This window comes from Sanguibacter sp. Z41_6 (assembly GCF_059621145.1).
The window spans coordinates 144,337-159,426 of sequence record NZ_JCAQIF010000001.1 but is presented as its reverse complement, the minus strand read 5'-3'; the positions used below and the strand labels follow the sequence as shown (position 1 = coordinate 159,426).

The window sequence follows — 15,090 nt, the reverse complement described above, 5'->3', positions numbered from 1 at the left end:
ATCATCCTTCACTCGCGGCCGAGGGCTTCGCCAGCCCGCTGGAGATGAGGTCCATCACCGAGGAGTCCGCGAGGGTCGTCGCGTCCCCGACGACCCGGTTCTCCGCGACGTCGCGCAGCAACCGGCGCATGATCTTGCCGGAGCGCGTCTTGGGCAGCTCGGGCACGACGAGGATGCGCTTGGGCTTGGCGATCGGCCCGATCTCCTTCGCGACGTGGTTGCGCAGCATGGCCTGGACGTCGTCCTGGACGGCGTCCTCGGCGAACTCCGAGCGGAGGATGACGAACGCGACGACGGCCTGGCCCGTCATCTCGTCCGCAGCCCCGACGACGGCAGCCTCCGCGACGATCGGGTGCGAGACGAGCGCCGACTCGATCTCCGCCGTCGAGAGACGGTGGCCGGAGATGTTCATGACGTCGTCGACCCGGCCGAGCAGCCAGACGTCGCCGTCCTCGTCCTTCTTCGCGCCATCCCCCGCGAAGTAGATGTCCTTGAAGCGCGACCAGTAGGTGTCCTTGAACCGCTCGAGGTCGCCCCAGATGCCGCGCAGCATCGACGGCCACGGTTGCGTGAGGACGAGGTACCCGCCTCCGCCGTCGGGCACCGGCCGTGCCTCGTCGTCGACGACGTCTGCGGCGATCCCTGGCAGCGGGGTCTGCGCCGAGCCCGGCTTCGCTGCCGTGACGCCCGGCAGCGGCGAGATCATGATCGCGCCGGTCTCCGTCTGCCACCACGTGTCGACGATGGGTGTGCGGTTTCCGCCGATGACCTCGCGGTACCACATCCATGCCTCGGGGTTGATGGGTTCTCCGACAGAGCCCAGCACCCGCAGCGACGTGAGGTCGTGCTGGTCCGGGATCTCCCGGCCCCACTTCATGCACGTGCGGATGGCCGTGGGCGCCGTGTAGAGGATGGAGACCTTGTACTTCTCGACGATCTCCCACCAGCGACCCTTGTGCGGGGAGTCGGGCGTGCCCTCGTAGATGACCTGGGTGGCGCCGTTGAGCAGCGGCCCGTAGGTGACGTAGCTGTGCCCCGTGACCCATCCGATGTCTGCGGTGCACCAGTAGACGTCCGTCTCCGGCTTGAGGTCGAAGACGTTGCGGTGGGTGAACGCCGTCTGGGTGAGGTACCCACCCGTGGTGTGGAGGATCCCCTTGGGCTTCCCCGTGGTGCCGGAGGTGTAGAGGATGAACAGCGGGTGCTCGGCGTCCACCCACTCGGGCGTGTGCTCGACGTCGGCGGCGGACATGGCCTCGTCCCACCACACGTCCCGGCCGTCGGTCCAGGCGACGTCCTGACCGGTGCGGCGCACGACGAGCACGTGCTCGATCGTCGTCGCCGGAGCGCCCTCCTGGGGGGCGATCGCGTCATCGACGGCGGGCTTGAGCGCCGACGGCGCTCCGCGGCGGTAGCCCCCGTCGGCCGTGATGACGACCTTGGCCCCCGCGTCGAGGATGCGGCTGCGCAGGGCGTCGGCGGAGAACCCGCCGAAGACGACGGAGTGCGGGGCGCCGATGCGCGCGCACGCGAGCATCGCCACGACGGACTCGACGAGCATCGGGAGGTAGATGACGACGCGGTCGCCGCGCTCGACGCCGAGCGACGACAGGACGTTCGCGGCACGGGAGACCTCGCGCAGCAGGTCGGAGTACGTCACGGTCCGGGTGTCACCGGGCTCCCCCTCGAAGTGCAGGGCGACGCGGTCGCCCCGGCCTTCGACGACGTGCCGGTCCACCGCGTTGTAGGCGGCGTTGAGGGTGCCGTCCGCGAACCACCGCGCGACGGGCGCCCCCGACCAGTCGAGCGTCTCGGTGAACGGCTTCTGCCAGGTCAGGAGCGAGCGGGCCTGCTCCGCCCAGAACTCCACGGGGTCGCCGGTGGCCGCGTCGTACAGGGCCTGGGTCGCGTTGGCCTGGGCGGCGAACTCCTGGCTCGGGGGGAAGGTCCTCGTCTCGTGGAGAAGGTTCTCGAGACCCTGGTTGTCCTGTGACACAAGCTACCTCCGGTGCGCATCGACGCTGGTGCGGGCGGTGGGAGTGGTCGCCCCCGGCGGCAGTCTAGTGTGTCGCGCGCCACACCTGCTGGCGCGCGCCGTCCGATTCGCCCGGAGACCTGTCCGCACGCAGCGGTCCGGCGGACACCGCGTACCCGAGCCCGACGACGATCCCACCGACGAGGTTGCCGAGGCCGGCGACCCCCATGTTCCGTGCGAGCTCCAGCCATGAGGTCTCGGGGAGGCCGCCCACGAGGCCGAGGCCGAACACCGTCATGTTCGCCACGACGTGCTCGAACCCGGAGGCGATGAACGCCAGGAGGCACCAGAAGATGACGATGAGCCGCGCCACCTCCGACGTGAGGCGCACGGCGGACCAGATCGCGAGGCAGACGAGGACGTTGCACAAGACAGCCCGGGCGAAGAGCTCGGGGGTCGTCAGGCCACCCTTGAGCTCCAGGAGCGAGGTGAGCATCGCCCCGGCCGGGGTGCCGGGAGCAGCGACTCCTGAGACGTGCACGAGGACGGCGAAGACGAATGCGCCGGCGAGGTTGGCGAGGAAGCAGAACGCGAGGGTCACGCCGCCGCCGACCCAGGTGATGCGGCCCGCGAGCGCACCCTGCGTGAGGGTCATCATGTTCGACGTGACGAGCTCACCGCCAGCGGCGACGACGAGCGTGAGGGCGATGCCGAACACCGCACCGGAGACGAGCTTCGCGGCGGGCGACCCCGCGGCCAGGAACGGTCCGGCGGCGCTGATCATGAGCACGATCGCGACCCCGATGTAGGCGCCTGCGAGCATCGACTGCACGGCATAGGCGAGCGGACGGCGGGTCGCGGCCACCTTGGCGACGGCGGACTCGTGCTGGGCGGCGAGGGTCTGCGGGATCGTGAGCACGGACCAAGCATCCCGCGCCCTCCGGGACGCTCGCGGGACCAACGGCCCGACGCGAGGGCTCCCCGCGGGTGCAAACGTGCGGGGGGCGGAGCATCCCTGCCCGGCGTCCCGAGGATGGACGCCGGGAATCGAGGGGCGCCGGGCGTCGTTGCCCACGACATGACCGATTCACCGCTGCTCTTCCAGCCGCTCACGCTCCGCGCCCTGACGATCCGCAACCGGGTGTGGCTCGCGCCGATGTGCCAGTACTCCTCGGTCGACGGGATGCCCGGCGACTGGCACCTCGTCCACCTCGGCGCACGTGCACAGGGCGGGTTCGGGCTCCTCCTGACCGAGGCCGTCGCGGTCGTGCCCGAGGGGCGCATCACCCCGCAGGACGCGGGTCTGTGGTCCCAGGAGCACGCCGACGCCTGGGCGCCCGTCGTGCGGTTCGTCCACGAGCAGGGGGCGGTCATCGGCGCGCAGCTCGCCCACGCCGGGCGCAAGGCCTCGACGTTCCGCCCCTGGGCGCCGTCCCAGGGCACGGTCCCCGTGGCCGAGGGTGGCTGGGAGACCGTTGGCCCGTCGGCCGAGGCGTTCCCCGGGTACAGCCCGCCGCGCGAGATGACGGCCGAGGAGATCGCGGCCGTGCCCGAGCAGTTCGCGGCCGCCGCCCGCCTCGCGCTGAGCGCCGGGTTCGACGTCGTCGAGATCCACGCGGCCCACGGATACCTCCTGCACGAGTTCCTCACGCCCCTGGCGAACACGCGCACGGACGCCTACGGCGGGTCGCTCGAGAACCGGGCGCGCCTGCTGCTCGAGACGGTCGACGCCGTCCGGGCCGCGTGGCCGCAGGACAAGCCGCTGCTCGTGCGCGTCTCGGCGACGGACTGGCGCGAGGACGGCCTGCAGGTGGGCGACGTCGCGCAGGTCGCGAAGGAGCTCGCCACCCGCGGCGTCGATCTCGTGGACGTCTCGACGGGGGGTGCCGCGCCCGCGGACATCGCCGTCGGCCCCGGGTACCAGGTCGCCGCTGCGCGGGAGATCCGCGAGGCGTCCGGTCTGCCGGTCAGCGCGGTCGGGCTCATCACCGATCCCGCGCACGCCGAGTCCGTGCTCGCCGACGGGTCCGCGGACGCCGTCATGCTCGCGCGCGCGGCGCTGCGCGACCCGATGTGGCCGCTGCGGGCCGCCCACGAGCTCGGCGTGCCGCGGCGCGAGGCGGGCTGGCCGGACCAGTACGCCCGCGGGGCCTGGGAGTAACGCTCAGGCCGGCTGCACCACGGAGGCCGCGGCCTCGACGGCTGCTGCGACGAGCGTCGTCACCTGGGGGTTGAACACGCTCGGGACGATGTACGTCGCGTTGAGCTCGTCGTCGTGGACGACGGACGCGAGCGCACGCGCGGCGGCGAGGAGCAGGTCGTCGGTCACCTCGTGCGACCGGGCGTCGAGCAGCCCGCGGAACACCCCGGGGAAGGCGAGCACGTTGTTGATCTGGTTCGCGAAGTCGCTGCGCCCGGTCCCGACGACCGCGGCGTGCTTCGCGGCCTCGTCCGGGTCGACCTCCGGCCGTGGGTTCGCCATCGCGAAGACGATCGCGCCGTCGGCCATCCGGGCGACGTCGTCGCCGGTGATGACGTCCGGCGCGGAGACGCCGATGAAGACGTCCGCGCCGACCATCGCGTCCCGCAGGGTCCCGCTCACCCCGCGCGGGTTCGTGTGGTCGCTGATCCACTGCAACGACGGCTCGAGGCTCGTGCGCTCGCGGCACACGACACCGGCGATGTCGGCGACGACGACGTCCTGCGCCCCGGCGGCGAGCAGCAGCTTGAGCACCGCCGTCCCGGCCGCGCCCGCTCCGGACAGGACGATCCGTACGGTCGGGAGCTCCTTGCCGACGACCTTGAGCGCGTTCGTCAGCGCGGCCAGCGCGACGATCGCGGTGCCGTGCTGGTCGTCGTGGAACACCGGGATGTCGAGCTCGGCGCGCAGCCGGCGCTCGATCTCGAAGCACCGAGGGGCGGAGATGTCCTCGAGGTTGATCCCCGCGAAGACGGGAGCGATGGCCTTGACGGCCGCGACGATCTCGTCGACGTCCGTCGTGTCGAGCGCGATGGGGAACGCGTCGATGTCCGCGAACCGCTTGAACAGCGCCGCCTTGCCCTCCATGACGGGCAGGGAGGCGAGCGGTCCGATGTCGCCGAGGCCGAGGACGGCAGTGCCGTCGGTGACGACCGCGATGGTGTTCCGCTTGATGGTCAGCCGACGCGCGTCGGCAGGGTTCGCGGCGATCGCCTCGCAGACGCGGGCGACGCCGGGCGTGTAGATCATCGAGAGGTCGTCGCGGTTGCGGATGGGCACCTTCGACTCGATCTGCAGCTTGCCGCCCAGGTGCAGCAGGAAGGTGCGGTCGCTCACCGGACCGACGGTCACACCGGGCAGGGCGCGCAGGCCGTCGACGATCTGCGTCGCGTGGTCGTCCCCGCGGGTGGCGCACGTGACGTCCACCGTGATGCGCTCGTGGCCCGACGCCGTGACGTCGAGCGCGGTGACGATGCCGCCGGTCTGCTCGATCGACGTCGTGAGCTCGCTCACCGCCGTGGGCCGGGCCTGGACCTCGAGTCGGACCGTGATCGACGAGGAGACGCTCGGCGCTGAGTTCATCTCGCCACACTAGCGGCGTGCGGCGGCCTCGGCCGGACACACCGACGGCACCCCGGTGAGGGGGCGCCGTCCGCCAGCGGGAGATCGGGTATCAGGCGTGCATCATCGTTGTTGCTACGGGGCCAGCCCGGTCAACATGTCCGTGACGTGGACTGTTCGCGCGTGGGTTCCGATCTCCGTGTGCTGTTGTCCTTCTTTTCTACCCTTCCTCGGCGGATATGGGAAGGGGGGACGGCGTCTGCCGATCGCCAACCCGGTGCCGTCCACACCCTTCCGGGCCCCGTGAGCGACGAGAGGCGGCGGTTCCCGTAGGGTCGGTCCACCGTCCCCGCGTCGCCACCGTCCCCGCGTCGCCAGCGTCCTCACGAGGAGGTGCCGTCGCCCTGGGTACCGCACTGTTCGCCCCTGAGACCTTCAACCTTGCTGAGACGACCCGCGCCATCGAGGTCGCGCGGGCGCTGCGTGACCGGCACGAGTGCGTCTTCATGGGGTACTCGCACCGCTACGCGCACCTCGTGCGCTCGGCCGGGTTCGAGTACCACCCGCTCGAGCCCCTGCTCACCGACGCGCAGGCCGACCAGCTCATCAGGGTCGACCAGGGCAGGGGCGTGCGGCACCCGTTCACGACGGCGACCGTCCGGACGCGCGTCGACCACGAGCTCGCGCTCATCGATCGGGTCGGGGCCGACGTCGTCGTCATCGGCACGACGCTCAGCCAGCTCTTGTCCGCGCGGATCGCCCGCGTCCCGCTCGTGTACGTCAAGCCTTTCGCCTACTCGCTGCCGCACATCCGCCAGATGACGACTCTGCCGCTCCTGCCGGGCCACCACGTCGTGCACCGTGCGGTGAACGTGCTCGCCGCACGCGCCCTGCGCGCCGCCGCCGAGCGGATCACCGTCAAGCCCCGAGCGTTCCGGGTCGTGGCGCGCGAGTACGGGATCACCCTGCCGCGCCGGACCATCGAGGCGCTCGACGCCGATCTCAACCTCGTCGCGTCCGTGTCCGGATTCCTCCGCGACCACGAGCTGCCCGACGACTACCGGCTGGTCGGGCCCGTCTACGCGCGGCTCGACGTGGACGTCCCTGCCAGCATCCTCGACGCCGTCGCCTCCGCACGGTCCGCCGGCCGGCCTGTCCTGTACGTCGCGATGGGCAGCTCCGGGAACCGCCGCCTCGTGCGCCGTGTCCTGGCAGCTCTCTCGGCGATGCCGGTCACGGTCGTCGCACCGGTGACCCACTATCTGGAACCGGGCGACCTCGCCGAGCTGGGCCCGCACGTCCACGTGTGCGGGCTCCTCCCGGCCCATCGCATGGGCGACCTCGTCGACGCTTCGGTGATCCACGGCGGGGAAGGGACGGTCCAGACCGCGATCCTCAGCGGGAAGCCGTTCGTCGGGATGGGCCTGCAGATGGAGCAGCGGTGGAACATCGACGACTGCGTGGAGTTCGGCAACGCGATCCGCGTCACTGCGCACCAGGTCGGACGCACAGCGTTCTCGGCCGCGGTGCGGCAGGTGCTCTCCGACGAGTGGCTCCACCGCAGGGCGCACGACCTGCGTGCCCGCCTGGCCGACGTCGACGGTGCCGCCGCCGCAGCAGACCACATCGACCAGCTCCTGGCCCGGACACCGCTCTCGTGACCGACGGATGGCGGCCCTCGCGACGGGAGCCCGTCAGCGGGTGCGGCCGCGTACCGCGCGCCACGCGAGGTACGCGCCGAGCCCGATCGCGAGGAGACCTGCGCCCGTGAGGGCCGACGTGCGTGGCGAGATCCGGCGGCTCAGGGCGATGGGCCGGTCGAACGTCAGGACCTCCCACCCCTTCTCCGCGGCGAGCCGGCGCAGGGTCTTGTCGGGGTTCACGGCGAACCCGTGCCCGACGACCTCGAGCATCGGGGCGTCCGTGATCGAGTCGGAGTATGCGTAGGACCCCTCGAGGTCGTACCCGCGTTCCTCCGCGAGGTCACGGATGGCCGTGGCCTTGTTCTGCCCGTAGGCGTAGAAGTCGATGAGGCCGGTGTACCTGCCGTCCTCGACCTGCATCTGCGAGGCGATCGCGTGGTCGGCACCGAGCACCGCGGCGATCGGCTCGACGAGCTCGTACCCCGACGCGGAGACGATGACGACGTCGCGCCCGGCCGCGTGGTGCTCCTCGATGAGGTCGACGGCCTCGGAGTACACGTACGGGTCGATGTACTGGTGGAGGGTCTCGGCGACGATCGACGTCACCTGGTCGACGGGCCACCCGGTGACCATCGAGCTGAGGTGGGCGCGCATGCGCTCGGTCTGGTCGGCGTCAGCGCTACCGACCATGTAGAGGAAGTGCGCGTAGGCGTTGCGCAGCACCGCGCCGCGCGTGATGAGCCCGCCTGCGTAGAAGGGGCGGGAGAACGCCGCGGCGGACGACGTCGCGATGATCGTCTTGTCGAGGTCGAAGAACGCGGCCGTGGGGCTGTGTGCCTGGTCGGGGTTCACGCGCTGAGCGTAGCCCGGACGCCGCATGCGTGGCGGTGTGACGCAGTGCACGTGCGCCCGCCATGCGCGGGAACGGGAGGCGCCCCACACTCAACCTTGAAGCCTCAAGTACCGATGTTCAACTCTGCCGGACGCATCCGCGCACACCGCGCCCCACGATCAGGAGCCCGCCATGCTGGGAAAGCCGCGCCGCCGACCGTCCGCGCAGTCCGACGTCGCGGAGGCGCGGGCCGACGTGGGCGCCGTCACGGCCGTCCTGCGCGCCCTGGCCGGCGCCCGGACGAGGCAGGACGCCGTGCGCTCGGCGCTCGACGCCGTCCGTGAGCAGTTCGGCTGGGCGTACGGCTCGGCCTGGCACGTGGTCCCCGAGGACGGCGTCCTGCGGTTCTCCCAGGAGTCCGGGGACGTCGGGGCGGAGTTCCGTGAGGTCACGCTCGCCGCGTCGTTCGCCGAGGGGGTCGGCCTCAGCGGGCGTGCGTGGCAGGCGAAGGATCTCGTGTTCGTCGCGGATCTCGGAGAGCTCACCGACTGCGTCCGGGCACCCGCCGCCCAGCGGGTGGGGGTCCGCAGCGGCATCTGCTTCCCGATCGTCGAGGACGGCGCCGTCACCGGGACCATGGACTTCTTCACCACGGAGGAGCTCGTCCCGTCGGAGCAGCGGCTCGACACCCTGCGGTCCATCGCTCTCCTCGTCTCCCAGGCCGTCGAGCGCGTGACCACCATGGAGCAGCAGGCCGACGCGGGTCAGGACGTCGCCGCGGTCACCGCCGTGATGCGCGCGCTGTCGGCCGCCACCGACCGCGAGACCGCGCTGCGTGATGCGCTCGAGACGATCCGCAGCGGCTTCGGGTGGAGCTACGCGTCCTACTGGGCGATCAGCGCCGCAGACACCGCCCTACGGTTCGTGCAGGAGTCCGGGGACGCGGGCGAGGAGTTCCGCGCGGTGACCCGGTCCGCCTCGTTCGTCGAGGGCGTGGGGCTGTCGGGCCGCGCGTGGCGGTCGAAGGACCTGGTGTTCGCTCCTGACCTCGGGACGGTGACGGACTGCGTGCGTGCGCCGGTCGCGCGGCGCGCGGGCGTCAGGTCGGGTGTCTGCCTGCCGATCCTCGTCTCCGGCCGGGTCGTGGGGACCATGGACTTCTTCGCGACGACGACGCTGGCCCTCTCGCCGGGTCGTGAGGACGCGTTGCGCAACACCGCCTTCCTGCTCGGACAGGCCCTCGAGCGGATCGAGGCGTCAGCACGGCTCGCGGCGGCTGCCGAGGAGCTCGTCACGTCGATCGGCGAGGCGGAGCGCAACGTCCTGGCGGCGGGTGCCGTGGCGCTCGACGGCGAGCGGCTCGCAGCGGACGCCCACGTCGAGGTCTCCGGGCTGGGTGCGTCGAGCGCGGAGATCGGTGAGGTGGTCAAGGTCATCCAGCGCATCGCCGCACAGACCAACCTCCTCGCCCTCAACGCGACGATCGAGGCAGCTCGTGCGGGGGACGCCGGGCGGGGGTTCGCGGTCGTCGCCAAGGAGGTCAAGGACCTCGCCAACGAGACCGCGGAGGCGACGACGGAGGTGGACCGCAAGGTTCGCGCCATCCAGGACCAGGTCGAGCGGGTCGTCGCAGCGCTGGCGGACATCCGTGGTGTCGTCGAGCGCGTCAACGAGACCCAGGTCGCCATCGGCGGAGTGCTCACCCAGCAGGCTGCCGCCACGCGCGCCATCCTCGGCTGAGGGCGGACCGCCGGGTCGGGCGGAGGCGACGAGCCGGGCCCCTGTGCGAAACGGGCAAAGGGTGCAGACCGGGATGAGCCATGTCACGATGACACGACGCGGCCCGTGAGTGTGGGGCCGTCCGGCAGCGTCGACGGAGGGGGCACCGCGATGGCAGTCCCGCTCAGGACCACGACGGCAACGACCGGGGCGCCAGGGGCGTGGGCCGTCGGCCTCCTCGCTGTCGCGCTCCTTGCGTCGTGCTCCGCCCCCAGCGGTGAGACACAGGGCGAGGACGAGGCGGCCCTCGTCCTCGCTGACGGCTACGAGCTCGGCGGGTACAACCCCGTGGCGGGGTACGGAGCGGCTGGTGACGCCAAGATGTACGACGGGCTCGTGCGCCTCACCGGAGGCGAGGGCATGCCGGGCTTCGAGCCCGCGCTCGCCACCGCCGTGCCCGTCGCCAACGAGGACGCGACCGTCTGGACGGCCACCCTCCGTCCCGGGGTGACGTTCTCCGACGGCTCGACGTTCGACGCAGCCGACGTCGTGGCGACCTACGAGGCCATCCTCGACCCGGCGTCCGCCTCCGAGGCGGTGACCTCGTACGACATGATCTCGGAGGTCGTGGCGACCGATCCGAGCACGGTCGAGTTCCGCCTCGCGTACCCCTACGCGCCGTTCCTCACCAAGCTGCTCATCGGGATCGTGCCGTCCGAGGCCCTCGCGGAACCCGGGCTGGCGGCCGAGTCCTCCCTCAACACCGAGCCCGTCGGCACAGGCCCGTACACGCTCGTCGACCTGTCTCCCGACCGCGCGGTGCTCGAGGCCAACCCGGACTACTGGGGCGGCGCGCCGGAGGTCTCCGAGCTCACGCTGCTCTACGTCGCGGACGACAACACGCGGGCCCAGCGGATGAGCTCCGGGGAGATCGACGGGACCAACCTCCCGCCACTCCTCGCCAACACCTTCAGCGACCGGGAGGGCACGACGGTCACCGCGCACACGTCGGCGGACTGGCGCGGGGTGTCGTTGCCGGCCGGCAACGCTGTCGCGGGCGACCCCGCGGTCCGGATGGCGCTCAACCTCGCGGTGGACCGCCAGGCGATGATCGACAACATCCTGGGCGGGCACGGACGGCCCGCCTACACCCCGATCCCCGAGGTCTACGGCGACGCGTTCGAGCCCACGGCGACCTTCGAGCACGACCCAGGGGCAGCAGAGCAGATCCTCACCGACGCCGGGTGGACGGTCGGCACGGACGGCATCCGCGAGAAGGACGGCCAGCGCGCCGAGCTCACGATCATGTACAACTCCGTCGACACCGTGCGCCGGGACCTCGCCCAGGCATTCGCGTCCGACGCCCTCGCCGTCGGTGTCGAGGTCAACCTCGAAGCCCTGTCCTGGGACCGCATCGACCCGCGCATCAGCACCGACGCGGTCCTGCTCGGCGGGGGAGACGAACCGTTCGACCCCGACACCCAGGCGTACGACGCGCTGAGCTCGGTCTACGCCACTCCCGGCGTGGGCAGCATCTACAACAACGCGAGCGACTACTCCAACCCCGCGGTGGACGCCGCCCTCGAGACAGGCCGGCACAGTCTCGATGCCGACGAGCGGGCCGCCGCGTACCGGGACGTCCAGAGCGCCTACGTCGAGGACCCGGGGTACGTGTTCCTCGTCTTCCTCGACCACACCTACGTGTCCACCGACTCCGGCTGGACGATGTCCGGCCAGGTCCTCGAGCCGCACGCGCACGGGGTCACGTGGGGACCCTGGTGGGCGCTGCAGTCGTGGACACGCAGATGACGACCACCGTCGGCAGACCGGCCCACGACAGTCGTCGGCGAGCCCGAGGCTCCCGGTCCACGACCGTCCGGGCAGCGGCGGGCAGGCGCGCCGAGCGCCGCCGGGCCGTCGCGGCCATGGTCGGACGCCGGCTGCTGTTCATCGCCCCGGTCGTCGCCCTCGTCTCCGCCGGGCTCTTCGCCGTGGCGTCCGTGTCACCCTTCAGCCCGCTCGTCGGGTACCTCGGCACGCGCTACATGACGACGAGCGAGGCGGACAAGGCCCGCATCTCGGATCAGCTGGGCCTCGAGGACCCGTGGTACCTCACCTGGTGGCACTGGGTGCAGGGCGTGGCCACGGGCGACCTCGGGATGTCCCGGTCCTTCCAGCAACCCGTCGCCCAGGTCATCGGTGAGCGGCTGCCGTGGACGCTCCTCGTCGTCGGGATCTCGTTCGCGGTGGCCATCAGCGTGGCGCTCCTCGCGGGCGTCGCCGCCGGGATCCGCAGCGGCAGCTGGTTCGACCGGCTGCTCACGGGGGCGTGCGTCGTCATCCAGGGGACCCCACCGTTCGTCCTGGCGCTCGGCGCCATCGCCGTCCTCGCGCTCGGGCTCGGGTGGTTCCCCGTCGCCGGACTGACCAGCGGCGGTGCGGACCCGACCGTCGGCCAGGTCGCCCGGCACATCGTGCTGCCCGCGTCCGTGCTGGCCGTGGCCCAGATCCCGTGGCTGCTGCTCGCGGTGCGCCAGTCCGTGGTCACCTCCTCCGGCGAGGACTTCGTCGCCGGCGCCGTCGCGCGGGGCCTGCCCCGGCGGCTCATCACCCGTCGCCACATCCTGCCCACCTCGCTCGGGCCGTTCACCAACGTCGTCGGGGTCCGCCTGCCCGAGCTCGTCGTGGGCGCGGTGCTCGTCGAGGAGATCTTCAGCTGGCCGGGGATCGCCGGTGCGATCGTCACGTCGGCGAGCAACCTCGACATGGCGCTGCTCGCCGCGCTCACGGTGGGCACCACCCTCGTCGTCCTGCTCGGCTCGCTCCTCGCCGACGTCGTCGTGGCGTTCCTCGACCCCCGGGTGAGCACCGATGGCTAGGCGCCGCGTGCTCGTGGCCTCGGCGCTGCTGTGCGTCGTCGCGCTCTACGCGGCGCTCGTGCCGTGGATCGCCGGGGTCGACGACCGCGTGACCGACTACTCGCAGGCCCGGCTCGCGCCGTCCCTCGACCATCTCTTCGGGACCGATTCCGCCGGCCGGGACCTCTTCGTGCGGATCGCCTCCGCGATCCGCACGTCGCTGCTCGTCGCACTCGTGTGCGCAGTCCTCGCCACGGTGATCGGCGTGATCGTCGGCACGACGGCAGGGCTCGTCGGCGGGTGGCTGGACAGGATCGTCATGCGCACCACCGATGCGGTGAACGCCCTGCCGCACCTGCTCCTCGGGATCGTCATCGTCGCGATGTTCCGCGGCAGCCTCCTCGCGATCGTCCTGTCGATCGCCCTCACGCACTGGACTCAGGTCGCGCGCATCATCCGCTCCGAGGTCCTCAGCCTGCGCCAGCGGCACTACATCGACGCCGCCGTCCTCGCCGGCGCAGGCCGGCAGCACATCATCACGCGCCACCTCGTCCCCGCCGCCGCGCCGCAGGCGATCATCGCCGTCGTGCTGCTCATGCCGCACGCCGTGTGGCACGAGTCGACGCTGTCGTTCCTCGGGTTCGGTCTGCCACCCCACGAGGCGAGCCTCGGCACGCTCCTGGAGGAGGCACGCAGCTCGTTGCTCCTCGGCGGGTGGTGGACGCTCGTCTTCCCGGCCGCGGTGCTCGTCCTGACGACGGTGTGCGGCGCCATCGCCGGGACGTCCCTGCGCACGATCCTCTCGCCACCCCAACCGTCGGAGCTACGACTATGAGCACCGCTCCCTCGCTCGACCTGGCCGGTCTGCGGATCTCCGGCCTCACCGTCCGGCTGCCCCTGGCGAGCGGGCAGGTGGTCCACGCGGCGAGCGACGTCGACCTCGCCGTGGCGCCGGGAACCGTCACCGCCCTCGTCGGGGAGTCCGGGTGCGGCAAGTCCATCCTCGCCGCCGCGGTCATGGACATGCTCCCCGCGGGCGCCCGCCGCACGGGCACCATCACGGTGGGCCGCGCGGACAGCGTCATCGACGTCTTCGCCGGCGAGCCCTTTCGTGGGCGCCGGGCGGCTCTCGTGTCGCAGTCGGCGGCGACCCACCTCACCCCCGTCCGCAGGGCGCGGTCCCAGCTCGCCGAGGCGATCCGCGTGCTCGGCACGGCGCACACCCCCGAGGAGCTCGCGCGGCGTGCGGGCCTGGACCCGGCAGCGCTGGACTGCTTCCCGCACGAGCTCTCGGGCGGCATGGCGCAGCGGGTGGCCGTCGCGGGAGCGCTCGCCGGGGACCCGGACGTCATCGTCGCGGACGAGCCCACGGCGAACCTCGACCGGTCCCTCACCGACCACGTGCTGGCGCTGCTGCGCGGGTGCGCAGACGCAGGAGCCGCCGTCCTGCTCATCACGCACGACCTCGCGTCGTTGGTCCGGACCCACGTCGCGGACCGGGTCGCGGTCATGTACGCGTCCCGGATCATGGAGACGGGGCCGGCCGACGAGGTCCTCGAGGACCCGCTGCACGACTACACGCGGGACCTGCTCGCCGCGCTGCCGACCCGAGGGCTGCACCCGATCCCCGGCAGCCCTCCCGTGCTCACCGACCTGCCGGACGAGTGCGTCTACCACCTGCGGCGACCGGAGAGCCGACAGTCCGGCGGACCGACGACGCTCGTGAGCGTCGGCGACCGCCAGTACCGGACCCGGACGGAGGTCTCATGAGCCTGCGAGCGACGGAGGTCACCGCCGGGTACGGGCGGGGCCCGGACGTGCTGGAGAAGGTCAGCCTCACGGTCGCGCCCGGGTCGGTCGTCGGCCTCACCGGTCCGTCCGGGACCGGCAAGACGACCCTCGCGCGCGTCCTCGTCGGGCTCGACCGGCCGCGGTCGGGATCCGTGACGATCGACGGCGTCGCGTCGCCGGGAACCCGCTTCGGCACCCCGCGCGCCGTGCGCGGGTTCGTCGCGATGCTCTTCCAGTCCCCACGGACCTCGACCGACCCCCGGCTGACCCTCGGGTCGATCATCGTCGAGCCTGCGGTCGTCGCCCGCCGACGCGTGGACGTCGCCGGGCTTGCGCGGCGGGTCGGGCTCACCGCGGACCTTCTCGAGCGACGACCCCACCAGGTCAGCGACGGCCAGCTGCAACGCGCCTGCCTGGCGCGCGCCCTCGCGCAGAGCCCGCGCTACCTCGTGTGCGACGAGGCCACGTCGATGCTCGACGCGGCCACGACCGCTTCCCTCGTCCGGCTCGTCCTCGACGAGGCGACCGGTGGTCTGGGCGTGCTGCTCGTCAGCCACGACACCGACCTCGTGGCGGCGTGCTGCAGCTCGGTGCTGGAGCTGCGGGCGCCCGGGACGACCTCCGACGCGGCGTCCGTGCCGGGCCCGACGCGCCGCCGATAGCCGGGCCGTACACGGGCGTGCACGGTCTGCACCGCCGTACGCAGCCCTTCGACGTCCCCCACAGGCAGG

Annotated in this window: 12 protein-coding genes; 8 read left to right on the top strand and 4 right to left on the bottom strand. The window is 72.1% G+C overall.

The genetic code is table 11. The features are described from left to right. Position 1 precedes the first annotated feature (1 nt). The gene (gene acs / locus AC54T1_RS00680; RefSeq protein WP_484343409.1) at positions 2–1,996 is read right to left on the bottom strand and encodes an acetate--CoA ligase; all 1,995 of its coding nucleotides are present in this window, start codon (positions 1,994–1,996) and stop codon (positions 2–4) included. 64 nt (positions 1,997–2,060) lie between these two features. Then, the gene (locus AC54T1_RS00675; protein WP_484343408.1) at positions 2,061–2,894 is read right to left on the bottom strand and encodes a formate/nitrite transporter family protein; all 834 of its coding nucleotides are present in this window, start codon (positions 2,892–2,894) and stop codon (positions 2,061–2,063) included. Between the two features lie 159 nt (positions 2,895–3,053). Between AC54T1_RS00675 and AC54T1_RS00670 the strand changes: the two genes are divergently transcribed. After that, positions 3,054–4,136 carry an NADH:flavin oxidoreductase/NADH oxidase gene (locus AC54T1_RS00670; RefSeq protein ID WP_496910663.1) on the top strand — a complete coding sequence of 361 codons (1,083 nt, stop codon included), beginning with the start codon at positions 3,054–3,056 and terminating at the stop codon, positions 4,134–4,136. A 3-nt stretch (positions 4,137–4,139) separates the two neighbouring features. On the opposite strand, the gene AC54T1_RS00665 is transcribed toward AC54T1_RS00670, so the two are convergent. Beyond that, positions 4,140–5,537, bottom strand: a complete 1,398-nt coding sequence (locus AC54T1_RS00665) for an NAD-dependent malic enzyme (protein ID WP_496910662.1) — start codon at positions 5,535–5,537, stop codon at positions 4,140–4,142. A gap of 485 nt (positions 5,538–6,022) precedes the next feature. Between AC54T1_RS00665 and AC54T1_RS00660 the strand changes: the two genes are divergently transcribed. Continuing rightward, entirely contained in the window at positions 6,023–7,177 is a 1,155-nt protein-coding gene (locus tag AC54T1_RS00660; RefSeq protein WP_496910661.1) for a glycosyltransferase, read from the top strand. A gap of 33 nt (positions 7,178–7,210) precedes the next feature. Here AC54T1_RS00660 and AC54T1_RS00655 read toward each other — a convergent pair whose 3' ends face one another. Next, complete coding sequence (locus AC54T1_RS00655) at positions 7,211–8,038, bottom strand: HAD family hydrolase (RefSeq protein WP_496910660.1); 828 nt, start codon at positions 8,036–8,038, stop codon at positions 7,211–7,213. Between the two features lie 145 nt (positions 8,039–8,183). Here AC54T1_RS00655 and AC54T1_RS00650 point away from each other — a divergent pair, with 145 nt between their 5' ends. The 6 genes from AC54T1_RS00650 to AC54T1_RS00625 all read left to right on the top strand — a co-directional run bounded on the left by AC54T1_RS00650 (position 8,184) and on the right by AC54T1_RS00625 (position 15,021). Continuing rightward, a complete protein-coding gene (locus tag AC54T1_RS00650; protein ID WP_496910659.1) occupies positions 8,184–9,731 on the top strand; it encodes a GAF domain-containing protein in 1,548 nt (515 codons plus the stop codon). A gap of 150 nt (positions 9,732–9,881) precedes the next feature. Next, positions 9,882–11,519, top strand: a complete 1,638-nt coding sequence (locus tag AC54T1_RS00645; protein WP_496910658.1) for an ABC transporter substrate-binding protein — start codon at positions 9,882–9,884, stop codon at positions 11,517–11,519. Beyond that, positions 11,516–12,589: an ABC transporter permease gene (locus tag AC54T1_RS00640; RefSeq protein WP_496910657.1), complete on the top strand. Its 1,074-nt coding sequence runs from the start codon at positions 11,516–11,518 to the stop codon at positions 12,587–12,589. The genes AC54T1_RS00645 and AC54T1_RS00640 overlap by 4 nt, the downstream gene beginning before the upstream one ends. Further along, positions 12,582–13,403, top strand: a complete 822-nt coding sequence (locus AC54T1_RS00635; protein ID WP_484343400.1) for an ABC transporter permease — start codon at positions 12,582–12,584, stop codon at positions 13,401–13,403. Before AC54T1_RS00640 ends, AC54T1_RS00635 begins: the two co-directional genes overlap by 8 nt. Further along, complete coding sequence (locus AC54T1_RS00630) at positions 13,400–14,338, top strand: oligopeptide/dipeptide ABC transporter ATP-binding protein (protein WP_496910656.1); 939 nt, start codon at positions 13,400–13,402, stop codon at positions 14,336–14,338. Before AC54T1_RS00635 ends, AC54T1_RS00630 begins: the two co-directional genes overlap by 4 nt. Further along, positions 14,335–15,021, top strand: coding sequence for an ABC transporter ATP-binding protein (locus AC54T1_RS00625; protein WP_496910655.1), 687 nt, complete (start codon positions 14,335–14,337; stop codon positions 15,019–15,021). The genes AC54T1_RS00630 and AC54T1_RS00625 overlap by 4 nt, the downstream gene beginning before the upstream one ends. Positions 15,022–15,090 lie beyond the last annotated feature (69 nt).